The following is a 13,554-nucleotide window of genomic DNA, read 5'->3' on the forward strand; positions in this document are numbered from 1 at the left end:
TTGGGCTCGGGCTCTTGGCCACTTTGGGATGTGCGCCACGGCCTTGTCCCGGGGCCCTCGAGGCGGTGCTCGTCGAGGCCGGTCAGGCCCCGCGTCGGCTCGGGCGCTCGCGTGACGCGGCCTTCATGGCGCTCGATGGCGACGCCGAGCTGGCGGTCGTGGGGCGCTGGCGGGCGCGAGGCGGCGAGCTCGGCCGAGTCGAGCTCAGCAGCTACGAGCTCGAGGCGGATCGGCTGCGCTCGAAGCGAGCGTTGCCTCGCGGCGCCATGGGTCGCAGCGCGATCGTGATCGGCGACGAGGGGGACTGGCTGGCGCGGCGAGCCGGCGACTCGTTGCGCATCGAGAGGGTCGACGACGGCGCGCTCGAGCTCGAGCGCGACGGCCTCGGCTCGATCCTCGCCGGCGGTCGGACGCGGCTGCTGTGGACCGACCTCGAAGGGCGCATGCGCTTGTGGGCGCGCGAGCGCGAGGACGGCTCCTGGCGCGAGCTGGCGAGCGGCCCGGCTCCCCGGGCGCGCCAGGTCGACGTGCAGCGCGGCGCCTTCATCTTGGGCGAGGGCGAGCTGATGATCGTGCAAGAGCGCGTGGACGTGGTCTCGGGCGCGCAGACCCACGCGTTGGTCGTGCGCGAGGGCGATCGCCTGCGTGTGCTGCCCGAGCGTCTGGAGACCCTCGGCCTCGCGCGGGTCGACGCCTCTCGAGCCGCGGGCGTGTTCGAGGGGCGCTACTGCGAGTGGACGCTGGGGGCACCAGGAGAAGGGCTGGGGCCGCCCGAATGTTCCTGGCAGTGGCGCTTCGACGCCGGCGTGCGTTTTGGTGTGGGCGACGCGCTGTGGGTCTGGCAGGGCAGCGAGCTCGAGATCGTCGAGCGCAGCACGGGCGCCGTGCTCGACACGCTCACGATGCCGAGCTGCGCCACGATCTCCGCGGTGGTCGTGCGTGGAGATCGGGCGCTGATCGGCCTGGCAGCGCGACCCTGAGCGCGCGCTGGCGGTCCACGCGGCGCAGGCTCGTGATACCTTGCGCCCCCATGGCCGGCTTTCACCGCCTGTTCATCGCCAACCGTGGCGAGGTCGCCGTACGCATCGCTCGCTCCTGCGACGAGCTCGGCGTCACCCCGGTGTTCGGCGTCTCCGAGGCCGACCGCGACGCCCCCTGGACCGAGGGCCGCCAGCAGGTCGTGCTCGGCCCCGCGCGCTCGACCCTGAGCTACCTGGACATGACCCGCGTGGTCCAGGCCGCGCGCCAGAGCGGGTGCTCGGCGCTGCACCCCGGCTGGGGCTTCTTGGCCGAAAACCCGGTGTTCGCGGCGCTGTGCGAGCAGCACGGCGTCACCTTCGTCGGCCCGCCCGCCCACGTCATGCACCTCATGGGCAAGAAGATCCCGGCCAAGCGGACCATGGGCGCGGCCGGGCTCACCTTGATCCCCGGCAGCGAGGGCGTGCTCGAGGACCTCGACGAGGCCCGGGCCGTCGCCGAGTCCGTGGGCTACCCCGTGCTGCTCAAGGCCCAGAGCGGCGGCGGCGGCAAGGGCATGCGCGTGGCCAAGACCGCCGACGAGCTCGAGCAGGCGTGGACCCAGGCCCGCGCCGAGGCCACGGCCGCCTTTGGCGACGGCCGGCTCTACCTCGAGAAGCTGATCTCCGGCGGCCGCCACGTCGAGATCCAGATCATGGCGGACCGCTACGGCGAGGTCGTGCACCTCGGCGAGCGCGACTGCACCGTCCAGCGCAACCACCAAAAGCTGATCGAGGAGTCGCCCGCCCCGGTCCTCGACCCCGAGGAGCGCGCGCGGACCTTGGCCGCCGCCGTCGAGGCCACGCGCAGCATCGGCTACGTGGGCGCCGGGACGATCGAGTTCTTGCTCGACCAGTCCGGCGACGGCGGCGAGGCCGGCGTGCTGCGCTTCATGGAGATGAACACCCGCCTACAGGTCGAGCACTGCGTGTCCGAGATGCGCAGCGGCGTCGACCTGGTGCGCGAACAATTGCTCGTCGCCGCCGGCCACCCGCTCTCGCTGACCCAGGACAGCCTCGCCCTGCGCGGCCACGCGATCGAGTGCCGGATCAACGCCGAAGACCCCAGCCAGGGCTTTCGCCCCTCGCCCGGCGAGCTCACCCGCTGGGTCAGCCCTGCCCTGGGCGAAGACCTGCGCGTCGACACCCACGTGCGCACCGGCTACGTCGTCCCGCCGCACTACGACAGCTTGCTGTGCAAGGTGATCAGCTGGGGCGAGACCCGCGACGCCGCCGCCGACCGGATGATCCGCGCCCTCGAGCAGCTCGAGTGCGAAGGCGTGAAGACCACGGTGCCCATGCACCTGCAGATCCTCGCCAGCGAAGACTTCCGGGCGAACCGCTACGACACCAGGGCGATCCCCGGATTCAGCGCCTGAGCTGGCGTACCTCCTGCCCTCTCGACTCCCACCTACCCGACCTCCGAACCACTCATGGCCATCGTCCCGCTCTCGCCCATCGGCTCTCCCCGCGACCAAGTCTGCGACGATCAAACCTTCGCCGAGTACGGCGAGGCCCTCGCCGCGCGCGAGTCCACGCTCGCGGACAAGCGCGCCAAGGTCCAGGCCGGCTGGGGACAAAAGTACCTCGACCGCCTCCACGAGCGCGGCAAGCTCAGCGCCCGCGAGCGCCTCGCTCGCCTCGTCGACCCCGGCAGCGAGGTCTTCGAGGTCGGGACCTTCGTCAACTGGGGCCTGAAGTTCGGCGACCGCGGCCTCGAGTCCCCCGGGGCCGGGGTCGTCACCGCCTTCGCCCAGATCGAGGGGCGCTGGTGCATGGTCATCGCCAACGACAACACCGTGGCCTCGGGCTCGTGGTGGCCCAAGACCCCCGAGAAGATCGAGCGCGCCCAGACCATGGCCCTGCGCCTGCGCCTGCCCACGGTCTACCTCGTCGACTGCTCCGGCCTGTTCTTGCCCGAGCAGTCGCGGACCTTCTCCGGGGCGACCGGGGCCGGGCACATCTTCAAGAAGAACTCGCTGCTCTCGGCCGCCGGCGTCCCGCAGATCGCCGGCGTGTTCGGTGACTGCATCGCGGGCGGCGGCTACATGCCGATCATCTCCGACCGCGTCTACATGACCGAGCAGGCCTACATGGTCATCGCCGGCGCCGCGCTCATCAAGGGCGCCAAGAGCCAGAAGATCACCAGCTTGGACATCGGCGGCCCCGAGGTCCACGTTCACCAAAGCGGCTGCGCCGACGTGCGCGTGCCCAACGACGAGGTCGCGCTCGACTGCATCCGCCGCGAGATCGCCAAGCTGCCCAGCTCCGGCGCCGACTTCTACCGCCACGGCCGCGGCCCCATCGACCCCGCGCACCCCGCCCGCGAGCTCGGAGGGATCATCCCCCCGGATCACCGCGAGGTCTACGACGCCAGCCAGGTCCTCGCCCGGCTGTGCGACCAGAGCTTGTTTTGGGAGCTGATGCCCGAGACCGGCGAAGAGATGATCACCGGCGTCGGCCGCATCGGTGGGCTCTACGCCGGCTTCATCATCAACCGCCAGGGCCTCGTCGGCGATCCCGAGCACCGCGAGCGCAAGCGCCCCGCCGCGATCTTGTACCGCGGCGGCATCGCCAAGATCAGCGCCTTCAGCCGGGCCTGCAACGCCGACGGCATCCCGATCATCTGGCTACAGGACATCTCCGGCTTCGACGTGGGCGCCGAGGCCGAGGCCCAGGGCCTGCTCGGCTACGGCTCGAGCCTGATCTACACAAACAGCACCAACGACGTGCCGATGTTCACCGTGCTCCTGCGCAAGGCCTCGGGCGCCGGCTACTACGCCATGGCCGGCCTGCCCTACGACCCCGTCGTCCAGCTGAGCACCACCGTCAGCCGACTCTCCGTCATGGAGGGCCGGACCCTGGCGATCGCCACCTACAACACCAAGCTCGACGACGACTTCGAGATCGTCACCCAAGACCCCGAGGAGCGCGCGAAGATCGCGGCCGGCATGCAGGCCGTGGCCGAGCGCATCGAGGCCGACATGGATCCCTACGTGGCGGGGCGGCAGATGGACACGGACGAGATCGTGCGCATGGACGAGCTGCGGCCGTGGCTGGCGGCGCTGGTGGAGATGGCGTACCAGAGCACGGGGTCGCGGCGGGTGAAGAACCCGCGGATCTGGTCGCTGCACGACCTGGCTGTGATCGCCGGCGGACCGCGCTGAGCGGCCGCGCAGCCCGCCGGCGAGGAGGCCTTCGCAGTTTGCGTTCAGCGTCGGCGGTAGGTCACCGTCATGACGGTCCCATCACGTTCGAGCTCAATGGTGCTTTGTTCCGCCTCTTCCAGGTGTCCGGCGATACTCAGAAGGCTCTCGAGGTTGGTTGTAGGCCAGCCGTCGATAGCGGTGACCCGGTCTCCATTTTTGAGCCCAAGGACACCTCCAAGGTTGTCAGAGCGTACGCCCGAGATCTCGAAAGCGTAGGGCTCATCGAAGTCATCGACGAGCTGAGTCGCCGTCGTGCCATCTTCCATGAGACCTACGATGTCACTGTCGGCGACAGAGATCAGACGCTCTGAAACAACATATGCTCCATTCTCAATGATCACCTCATCGCTCAATTCGAGATCCGCAAGGGTGATTGCATCGCTGGTCTCGGTGTCTCCGCTGTCATCCTCTGTGCCCTCTGTGTCGTCACCCGTTTCGACATCGGCTTCGTCGGCACCTTGATCACAACCACCGTCTGGGTTCTGGCACTCACCGATCCATGCGAGGTGAGCGACTCCTACGCAGGTGTCGTCGTTGTCGGCGAGGCCGAGCGTGAGTGCACGGTGTGTGCACTCAGCAGAGACCTCAGCCATGAAGGTATCGGCGATCTCACTGCTAGGGTTTGCCAAGAGTTCGCTTTGAGCCTGGGATACGCAGTAGTGCTTGCTTATCCACTCGTCATCCTCGGTCTTGACGGGTTCCTGTTCGCCGAGCCCATTGTAGCCATAGGCCCCGACGGTCTGGGCGATCCACTCTTCACCACAGGGGTGCTCGAGGATGACGACGATGTCCCGGTCGGGTATGATACATCCCTGTGCCAAGGGGATGAGCGACAAGAGCAGAGGGAGTCTAACTCGAAATTGCATGGGGGCTCTCTCAGGGGGCCGTGGGGGCGGGCTCGTCGAGGTTGAAGGGTTCTTTATGATCACACTCGACTGCCCAGTGCAGTTCGGTGACGCAAGGCGCGTCGAAGTCTAGTGATGATGGCTCGGAGAGATCTGAGCCGATTTCGTTTTGCTCGAATTCATCACAGGTGAGCTTGCCGAGGCATTCGAGGTGAATGATCTCTCGACTGCCGCACTGGTTCTCCTCCTGGAGGCGAGGAAGTAGCGTCGAGCAGCGCTCAAAGCAGTCCTCGGGGTCCATCCCGGCGAAGCGATCGGGGTCACAGGTGTCGATGACCGCACAGGCGGAGGTACAGGCCTCAGCTCTCAGTGAGTCATAGTCGATGGGCTCGTCGGCGGTGCGTGTGCAGCCTGCGAGGAATAGCAGTGGGAAAGCGAGATGGCGCATACTCGAATGATATCATGAATTTCATGTAGATGTGTGATGTGATCCCGGCGTGCCACGCCGCTCCGTGGTGCCCATGGCGAGTGTGACGATCACCTGGGTCGCCCGAGGTCGGTCGTGGTCGGAGTGGTCGCTCTCGAGTCGTGAAAATGGACTGGCTGGTCTTGCGAGGGTCGTCGTCGGCGAGCAGGCGCGGGCAGATAGGGGGATGACAGTCGTGTGGCTCTCGTGAGTGGACATGGTTATCAAAAGTTCGCGAGTGTTCACATGTGACGCAGCCGCCTCGACGAAGTCCTCCGTCCGAACAGCAAGTCTGGCAGCGAGTTCGCGAGTTTGCTGAAAAGCAGCGCCAGAGCGGCGCGCCCGTGTTCACCTTGCAAGAGCAGGTCGCAAACCAGATCACCGCGGTCGGCGACGACTACTTCGAGCGCATGTCCGCGCGGACCCGCAGCGGCAAGCCCTCGCGGATCTCCGCCGCCGAGGTCCATCGAACCTGGCGCGGCCTGCTGCGGGATGGCCACATCTTCACCTCGGGCCGCACGGTGTTCACCCCGGCGTTGATCAAAGCGGCGCTCCCCGAGTGGGTGACGAGCGTGGGGAGTATTGTCAGCTTGCGCGGCTACGATGAAGCCGAAGCCGAAGTCGAAGTCGATCCCCAAGCCGACTCGCTCTATGCGGCCTGGGCCGCTCGTGGTCAGCGCTCGCTGGGCGCCGCGGACCAGGACCGCGTCATTCGCGAGAGCGACGTGCACTGGGCGCTCAAGCACTATATCGCCGAGCGCCCGGCGGAGGCCCTCGCGGGGCTGCGCGGGGGACCCTGGGGGGAGGCCGCCCTGGAGTTCGTGCTCGCGACCCACGATCGCGTCGACGTGGTCGTCTACGAGAAGTCGGGCAGCTGGTGCCTGATCGAGGTCAAGCCCTACGTGGGCGCCGAGGACCGGCGCTGGTATGCGCAGGCGGCCAAGTATCGCTGCGTCTGGCAGGTGATGTTCCCAGGGGTTCCCCCCGAGAAGGTGCGCTGCGTGTTGGTCGCGCCGCGCATCGAGCCCGAGCTCGCGGCGTCGATGCTGCGCGACTTTGGCGTGGAGCACCTCGAGCTGAGGGTGCCCGATGACTTCGAGCCGCCGCCGCGGGGGGACGAGTGAGCCTGCGTCGCGCTCCGAGGTGAGCGCGGCGCTCGACGGATGCAGCTCACTGCGCTTCGTCCTCCGCCTCGCCGCAGCCCTCACCCTTCAAAAACGCCGCGAAGAATTCCCCCGCCCGCGCGGCGTCGAAGCGTTCCACGCCCTCGCCCACGAGCACCCCCGCGACGCTGCCATCGAGCACGCGACAGGCGGGCATCGCCGCCCCGGGGATCCACACCGCGACGATGTCCTCGCCGCGCGCCGCCTCGACGCCCATCCCCCCGTGCCGTGCCAGCGCGCCGCGGTCGGCCACGTGGACGCGCACGATCGCGTCGTCGCTCAGCCGGTGCAGCGTCAGCTGACGCTCGTCGAGCTCCGCGAACGCGCCCTCGCCTAGCGCGCTGAGGGACCACACTCGCCCGCCCTCGCCGGGGTCGATGACGACCGGCTGGAGCGGAGCGCCCGACTCGGGGTCGAGGTCGACGCGGGCGATGGAGCCGTCTTGAAAGCCCACCACCAGGGTCTGCGTGCCGAGCCAGGCCAGGGCCGTGGCGGCGCCGGGGAGCTCGAGGGGGATCGTCTGCCTGGCGCCCGGCGGCCACAGCTCGAGCACGCCGCCGCCCAGCGGCTCGACGACGGCGAGGGTGCCGTCGTCGGCGAGGGCGGCGATGGACTCGCCGAGGTTTTTGACATCGCGCTGGAGCAGGCGGGGCTCGGCGTCGGTGGGAGGGGCTTCGGTGGCGGGGGCGTCGGCGGGGCTGTCGCTGGCGTCCTCGGTCGAGGCGGTGCCTGGATCGCCGGTCGCGCTGGGAGAGGCGGCGCTCACAGCCGTGTCGGTCGGGGAGGTGACCTTTGCCGGTGTGGCGGAGGGATCGGTTGCAGATGCGTCGGAGGCCGCGGCGCTCGCGGGTGTGCCAGTCGCAGACGCACCGGCGGACGCGCTGGGGAGCGTCTCGGTCGCAGACGCGCCGGGAGAGCCCGCGGCGGCGTCGTCCTCGGCGGCTGCGCTCGCAGGGCTGCGGGGCGCGACGATCCACGCCGAGGGCGAGACGGCGGCCGACCACGCGCCATTGGCCGAGAAGAGCGGGACACCCCGGGGCGTCCGCGCGGCTTCGGGCTTGGCGACGATGGTGGGAGCGCGCCACCGCTGGGCGTCGCCGCCCAGGGACCAGGCCCGCAGCTCGTCGCCCTGGGGGCTCAGCGCGATGTCCTGGCCGGGGGTGATGCCGCGCTGGCGCAGGATCGGGAGCTCGCCCTCGCCGGTGGGCTGCAGGCGGATCGAGCCGACCTCGTCGGCGTCGAAGCTCCACGCGCTCACGGCGAGGAGCTCGGCCTGGCCGTCGAGGGCGAGCATCAGCGGGTACTGTGGCGGCGGGCTCGACTCGGCAGGCTGGCCGTCTTCGGTGAGGGTCTGGAGCACGGCGCTGGGATGCTCGACGCGCAGGAGCTTCTGGAGGCCGGCCTCGAGATCGATGAGTCGGTAGCGCGTGCGCGGCTCGGGGGTGGCGGTGGCCAGGGCAGGGCGACCCGAGGCGGCGGCGACGAGCTCGGGCAGCTCCTCGCCGGGGTTTCGCCAGCCGCGGGTGCCGGGCTCGTCCTGCAGCCCGACGACGTTCAGGTTGCCCCAGCGATCGCCGAGCGCGGCGTGGCCGTAGCCCACGGCGAGCTCGCGGCGATCGCCGACCGCGAAGCCGCCCTCGGGCGGGAGGTACTGCCAGCCGGAGAAGTGATCGACGATGACGATCTCGCCCTTGGGGCCGATGACGAAGTCGCCCACGGGCGCGGCGTTCTCTGCTGCGGGGGTCTGGGCTTGGTCGGGCGCTTGGTCGGGGGAGGGCGCGGGCTTGGAGAAGGGCCACGGCTCGACCATGGGCAGCCAGATATGCGTGGTGTCCGAGAGCCGGCGGGCGATCACCCAGGCCTGGGTCTCGTCCCAGATCTCGCGGTAGACCACGCTGCCATCATCGAGCACGCCAAGGTCGGCGTCGATGGGCGCCTGGGGGATCATCTGGCGCGCGCGTCGGTGGCCGGGCTGCCAGACCTCGACGTAGTCGGCCCGCGCGCCAGGGAAGTCGCGCTCGGCCATCCAGCGCAGATCGGCCTCTTCTTCGGGGCTGACGGCCGAGAGCCCGCGCGAGGGGAATTGTGCGAGGGGATGGTTGGCCAGGCCATCGCGCAGGCTCGAGGTCCGCAGCTCGGCGGTGGCGAGGTACTGCCCGTCCGCGGACATCTCGAGCCCGGACACGAACTCGCGGGCCGTCATCCACCACAGCGGCTCGCGCTTGGTGTCGGCCTCGCTCGAGTCGGCCTTGCTCGAGTCGGCCGACTCGGCTGCGTTGGCTGGGTCAGGGGCCCCGTCGTCAGGAGCCGCAGGATCCTCGAGGGGCCACAGCTGAACGTAGCGCCCGTCGCTGACCGCGAGCTTGCCCACCGCGACGTCCATGGCCGTGATCGGGACCGGCCGCGGCAGGGGCAGGTCGTCGTCGATGTGCAGGGCCCAGGCGCGGGCGGGGGCGAGGGTCGTGGTCCCGGGCTCGTCGCGCCACTCGATCACCCGGCCGTCGAAGCCCGCGGTGTAGAGCCGGCCCTGGTCGCTGACCCGCATGGCCGAGACGCCGCCGGGGTGGGCGATGGCGGCGAAGACCAGGCGGCCGTCGGCCCACACGCGCAGCCAGCCCTCGGCGTCGACCGTGGCCAGGCGCCAGGACTGACCGCTACCCGGTGACAGCAGCGCGAGCTCGACGATCGCGGCGCGGTGAAAGGGCAGGGCGACCTCGGGCACGCTGACGCGGGCAGAGGTCGGCTCCAGGATCGGCGGGCGGCTGCCCGCGCTCTGCCCATGGAGACAAGCGAAGCTCGAGGCGGTGAGAGCCAGGAGGAGAGCAGGCCCTAGGGCTCGTCGTGCGAGCGACACGCGGCCAGGCTAGCAGGAAGCAGGTTGTATCTGCGCGGGTGAAAGCCCGGTGAATTGTGCGCGCCCGATCGGGGGGGAACCCGGTGATGGGCGTGGCCTCCTCGGCCGCGGGTAAGATGTGCGGCGTCAGACAAGGGAGCGACGCTCTGTTCATCGAATTGCTGCTTCAGGGGGGCTGGTTCCTGGCTCCCATCCTCCTCGCCTCGCTCGTGGGCGTGACCTTCTTCGTCGAGCGGCTGCTCTACCTGCGCCGAGATCGGGTGCTCAGCCCCAAGATCCGCGCCGCGGCCCCCGGGCTGATCGCGGCCAAGGAGCGCGAGGCGCTGCGGGTCCTGCTCGCGACCGAGGGCACGGCGGTGGGCCGGGTGCTGTTGGCCGGCCTCGAGCTCCCGCGGGCAGCGGCCGGGCAGATGCGTGCGCTGATGGAGGACGCGGGCCGCCGCGAGCTCTACTTGATGAAGCGCCGCACCGGCGTGCTCAGCTCGATCGCCAACATCTCTCCGCTGCTCGGCTTGCTCGGGACGGTGGTCGGGATGATCTCGATGTTTCAGGGGGTCGTGGCCGAGGCCGCGCTCAGCCACGGCGCGGCGGACATCGGGACCCTGGCCGACGGGATCTGGCAGGCCCTGCTGACCACGGCGGCGGGGCTGATCGTGGCGATCCCGATCTACCTGGGGCACCGCTTCGTGCTCGGGCGGATCGACGCGATGATCAACGAGATCGAGGAATTCGGGCGGGCGCTGATCCGGGCCTTTGCCGTGGACGAGGCCGAGGCCGAAGACGGCGACCAGGGCGAGGAGGCGGCGGCGTGAACATCGGGCGGGCCGAGGACGGCGAGGGGGACGGCTCGATCAACCTCACCCCCCTTGTCGACGTGGTCTTTCAGCTGCTGATCTTCTTCGTGATCACCATGACCTTCGCCTCGCATAACGAGTACCTGCTCCCGGTCGACCTCGCCGAGGCCGCGGCGGGCGAGGCCGACCGCGACAACCGCTTTCGCGGCATGACGCTGACGGTGATGGCCGACGGTCGGGTGGTGATCGACGGCGACGAGGCGCTGGCCGACGAGGCGGTGCGCGAGCGCCTCGAGGCCCTGCACGAGCGCGACGCTGGGGCGCCGATCCTGTTGCGCGGGGACGAGAGCGCCTCGCACGGCCGGGTGCTGGCGATCCTCGATCTCGTCACCCAGGTCGGCTTCACGCGGGTCGACATGGTGGTCACGAAATTCGAATGAGCGCGACGACTGCGGCCAGGGGAGAGCAGGGCAGCTGGACCGCGGCGGTGGTGATCAGCGTGGGCGTGCACGCCTTGGCGCTGGCGCTGTGGGGGCTGAGCTACAAGCCGCGGCCGCCGGCCGAGCCGCGCCCGCGGCGGGCGATCCAGGCGGTCGGGGTGCGATCGCAGCCGCGGCCGAAGCCCAAGGCTCCCGTCGCGCCCGAGCCAAAGCCCGAGCCCGAGCTCGTGTCGGCGCCCGAGCCCGAGCCCGAGCCGCGGCCCGAGACCAAGCCCGCGCCCAAGTCTTCGCCCGGGCCGCCCGCGCCCCCTCCCGCGCCCTGTGAGGGCTGCGCCAAGCTGCCCGACGCCATCGGCACGCCCGTGCATCCGCCAAAGAACCCGGGCAAGGCCGCGGTCCCCTGGGGGGTGCCGGGCGGGGTGCCGGGTGGCGTCGTGGGTGGCGTCCCCGGCGGGGTGCCGGGCGGCGTCGTGGGTGGCGTGCCGGGCGGTGTGCCAGGTGGCGTGCCGGGGGGCGTGCCAGCGACGGCCCCCTCGCGCCCGCGCGAGCGCCCCGCCCCCGAGCCGCTCGAGGCCGTGATGAAGCGGGCGGTCTTCACCCCCAACCCGGATCCCCAGGACCTCGCCAGGACCTCGGCCGGCTTCGAGCGCGAGGACGGGGTCAACCGCACGGCCTTTTGCGTCACCGCTCGCGGCAGGACCGAGGCCGTGCGCACCGTCCAGCGCTTTGGCGACCCCGCCGTCGACGCGCTGTGCACCAAGGCCGTGAAGCGGTGGCGCTTCAAGCCGATCGAGGGGGGCGGGGCGGCCGAGCGCGTGTGCTCGGTGGTGAGCTTCGAGATCCACTTCGACCAAAAGCGGCCGTCGCGGATCAAAAAGCCGAAGCCGGGCAAGTAGCCCGCGGGCTCAGCCGCGGGTGAGCTTGCGGTACTTGATGCGCTTGGGGACCATCGCGTCGTCGCCCAGCCGCGCCTTGCGGTCGCGCTCGTAGTCGGCGTAGTTGCCCTCGAACCAGGTCACCTGCGAGTCGCCCTCGAAGGCCAGGATGTGCGTGGCCACGCGATCGAGGAACCACCGGTCGTGGCTGATGATCACCGCGCAGCCCGGGAAGCTGGTCAGCGCGTCCTCGAGGTGGCGGAGCGTGTCGACGTCGAGGTCGTTGGTCGGCTCGTCGAGGAGCAGCAGGTTGCCGCCGCGCTTGATCAGCTTGGCCAGGTGCACGCGGTTGCGCTGGCCGCCCGAGAGCGTGCCGACCTTTTGCTGCTGCGAGGCGCCGTTGAAGTTGAACTTGCCCACGTAGGCGCGCGAGTTCATCTCGACCCCGCCGAGGTCGATGCTCTCCTTGCCCTCGCTGATCTCCTCCCACACGCTCTTGTCGGGGTCGAGGGCCTCGCGGCTCTGGTCCACGTAGGCGATGTCGACGGTCTCGCCGACCCGCAGCGCGCCGGAGTCGGGCTGCTCTTGCCCGGTGATCATGCGAAAGAGCGTGGTCTTGCCGGCGCCGTTGGGGCCGATGATCCCGACGATGCCGCCGCGGGGCAGCTTGAACTCGAGGTTCTCGAACAGCAGCTTGTCGCCGAAGGCCTTGCGCAGCCCGTCGGCCTCGACGACCACGTTGCCCAGCCGGCGGCTGAAGGGGATGTGGATCGAGGTCGTGTCGAGCTTGCGCTTCTCGGCGCTGTTGACCAGCTCCTCGTAGGCCCGGATGCGCGCCTTGCTCTTGGCCTGGCGGGCCTTGGGGCTCATGCGGATCCAGTCGAGCTCGCGGGCGAGCTCCTTTTGCCGGGCGCTCTCCTGCTTCTCCTTGTCGGCGAGGCGCTTTTGCTTCTGCTCGAGCCAGCTCGAGTAGTTGCCCTTCCAGGGGATCCCGCGCCCGTTGTCGAGCTCGAGGATCCACTCGGCCACGTTGTCGAGGAAGTAGCGGTCGTGGGTGATCGTGACGATCGTGCCCGGGTAGTCCTGGAGGTGCTTCTCGAGCCAGGCCACCGACTCGGCGTCGAGGTGGTTGGTGGGCTCGTCGAGCAGCAGCATGTCGGGGCGCTCGAGCAGCAGCCGGGTCAGGGCCACGCGCCGGCGCTCGCCGCCGCTGAGCTTGGTGACGTCGGCGTCGCTGGGCGGGCAGCGCAGCGCGTCCATGGCCAGCTCGAGGGTGTGGTCGAGCTCCCAGCCGTTGCCGGCGTCGATCTTGTCCTGGAGCTTGCCCTGCTCCTCGAGCAGCGCGTTCATCTCGTCGTCGCTCGAGACCTCGCCGAATTTCATCGAGACCTCTTCGAAGCGCTCGAGGGTGTCGCGCATGTCGGCGACGGCCTCCTCGATGTTGCCCTTGACGTCCTTGCTGGGGTCGAGCTCGGGCTCCTGGGGCAGGTAGCCCACGCGCGCGCCCTCGGCCGACCAGGCCTCGCCGATGTACTCCTTGTCCTGCCCGGCCATGATCCGCAGCAGGGTGCTCTTGCCGGCGCCGTTGTCTCCGATCACGCCGATCTTGGCGCCCGGGAAGAAGGACAGGTGGATCTTCTCGAAGACCTTCTTGCCGCCGGGGTAGACCTTGGCGAGGTCCTTCATCGTGTAGATGTACTGGTAGGAGGCCATGGCGGCGGGACTCTACCCGCGCGGCGCGGCCCTGGCCAGGCCCCCCGCGCCGGCTCCGCTGGCGGGCGAGAAGAACCGCGGGCTCGGGCCCGGACGCCGCGCTCTGGGGTGTCGTCGGACGGTCAAAAATCACCGTGGTCCGCTTTCGAGGAAGAGCGAGACCGTCGTGAATTCGGTCA

At 70.0% G+C, this 13,554-nt stretch carries 12 protein-coding genes; 8 read left to right on the forward strand and 4 right to left on the reverse strand.

The features are described 5' to 3' along the window. Nucleotides 1-14: 14 nt before the first annotated feature. Genes G6O69_RS11040 through G6O69_RS11050 form a run of 3 tightly spaced genes read left to right on the forward strand, consistent with a single transcriptional unit; the run spans nt 15 to nt 4,183 of the window. On the forward strand, nt 15-980 hold the full coding sequence (locus tag G6O69_RS11040) for a hypothetical protein (RefSeq protein WP_172303474.1): 966 nt from the start codon (nt 15-17) through the stop codon (nt 978-980). 50 nt (nt 981-1,030) lie between these two features. After that, nucleotides 1,031-2,395, forward strand: coding sequence for a biotin carboxylase N-terminal domain-containing protein (locus tag G6O69_RS11045; protein WP_172303475.1), 1,365 nt, complete (start codon nt 1,031-1,033; stop codon nt 2,393-2,395). 54 nt (nt 2,396-2,449) lie between these two features. After that, nucleotides 2,450-4,183 carry a carboxyl transferase domain-containing protein gene (locus G6O69_RS11050; RefSeq protein ID WP_172303476.1) on the forward strand — a complete coding sequence of 578 codons (1,734 nt, stop codon included), beginning with the start codon at nt 2,450-2,452 and terminating at the stop codon, nt 4,181-4,183. 44 nt (nt 4,184-4,227) lie between these two features. Here G6O69_RS11050 and G6O69_RS11055 read toward each other — a convergent pair whose 3' ends face one another. Both G6O69_RS11055 and G6O69_RS11060 read right to left on the reverse strand, forming a co-directional pair. Then, on the reverse strand, nt 4,228-5,061 hold the full coding sequence (locus tag G6O69_RS11055) for a hypothetical protein (RefSeq protein WP_172303477.1): 834 nt from the start codon (nt 5,059-5,061) through the stop codon (nt 4,228-4,230). 40 nt (nt 5,062-5,101) lie between these two features. Next, nucleotides 5,102-5,518, reverse strand: coding sequence for a hypothetical protein (locus tag G6O69_RS11060; protein WP_172303478.1), 417 nt, complete (start codon nt 5,516-5,518; stop codon nt 5,102-5,104). 49 nt (nt 5,519-5,567) lie between these two features. Here G6O69_RS11060 and G6O69_RS11065 point away from each other — a divergent pair, with 49 nt between their 5' ends. Together G6O69_RS11065 and G6O69_RS11070 are read left to right on the forward strand one after the other, a co-directional pair. Then, nucleotides 5,568-5,747, forward strand: coding sequence for a hypothetical protein (locus G6O69_RS11065; protein ID WP_176396764.1), 180 nt, complete (start codon nt 5,568-5,570; stop codon nt 5,745-5,747). 133 nt (nt 5,748-5,880) lie between these two features. Continuing rightward, on the forward strand, nt 5,881-6,660 hold the full coding sequence (locus G6O69_RS11070; RefSeq protein WP_172303479.1) for a hypothetical protein: 780 nt from the start codon (nt 5,881-5,883) through the stop codon (nt 6,658-6,660). A 46-nt stretch (nt 6,661-6,706) separates the two neighbouring features. Here the strand turns inward: G6O69_RS11070 and G6O69_RS11075 are convergent, their stop codons facing one another. Further along, a complete protein-coding gene (locus G6O69_RS11075; protein WP_176396765.1) occupies nt 6,707-9,553 on the reverse strand; it encodes a hypothetical protein in 2,847 nt (948 codons plus the stop codon). A 56-nt stretch (nt 9,554-9,609) separates the two neighbouring features. Between G6O69_RS11075 and G6O69_RS11080 the strand changes: the two genes are divergently transcribed. Genes G6O69_RS11080 through G6O69_RS11090 form a run of 3 tightly spaced genes read left to right on the forward strand, consistent with a single transcriptional unit; the run spans nt 9,610 to nt 11,683 of the window. Then, on the forward strand, nt 9,610-10,365 hold the full coding sequence (locus G6O69_RS11080) for a MotA/TolQ/ExbB proton channel family protein (protein ID WP_172303481.1): 756 nt from the start codon (nt 9,610-9,612) through the stop codon (nt 10,363-10,365). Further along, nucleotides 10,362-10,787 carry a biopolymer transporter ExbD gene (locus G6O69_RS11085; protein WP_172303482.1) on the forward strand — a complete coding sequence of 142 codons (426 nt, stop codon included), beginning with the start codon at nt 10,362-10,364 and terminating at the stop codon, nt 10,785-10,787. The genes G6O69_RS11080 and G6O69_RS11085 overlap by 4 nt, the downstream gene beginning before the upstream one ends. Beyond that, nucleotides 10,784-11,683, forward strand: coding sequence for an energy transducer TonB (locus G6O69_RS11090; RefSeq protein ID WP_176396766.1), 900 nt, complete (start codon nt 10,784-10,786; stop codon nt 11,681-11,683). Before G6O69_RS11085 ends, G6O69_RS11090 begins: the two co-directional genes overlap by 4 nt. A gap of 9 nt (nt 11,684-11,692) precedes the next feature. On the opposite strand, the gene ettA is transcribed toward G6O69_RS11090, so the two are convergent. Further along, nucleotides 11,693-13,375 (reverse strand): energy-dependent translational throttle protein EttA, encoded by a 1,683-nt coding sequence (gene ettA, locus G6O69_RS11095; protein WP_172303484.1) that lies wholly within the window; start codon nt 13,373-13,375, stop codon nt 11,693-11,695. Nucleotides 13,376-13,554: the final 179 nt, after the last annotated feature.

This window comes from Pseudenhygromyxa sp. WMMC2535, assembly GCF_011083025.2.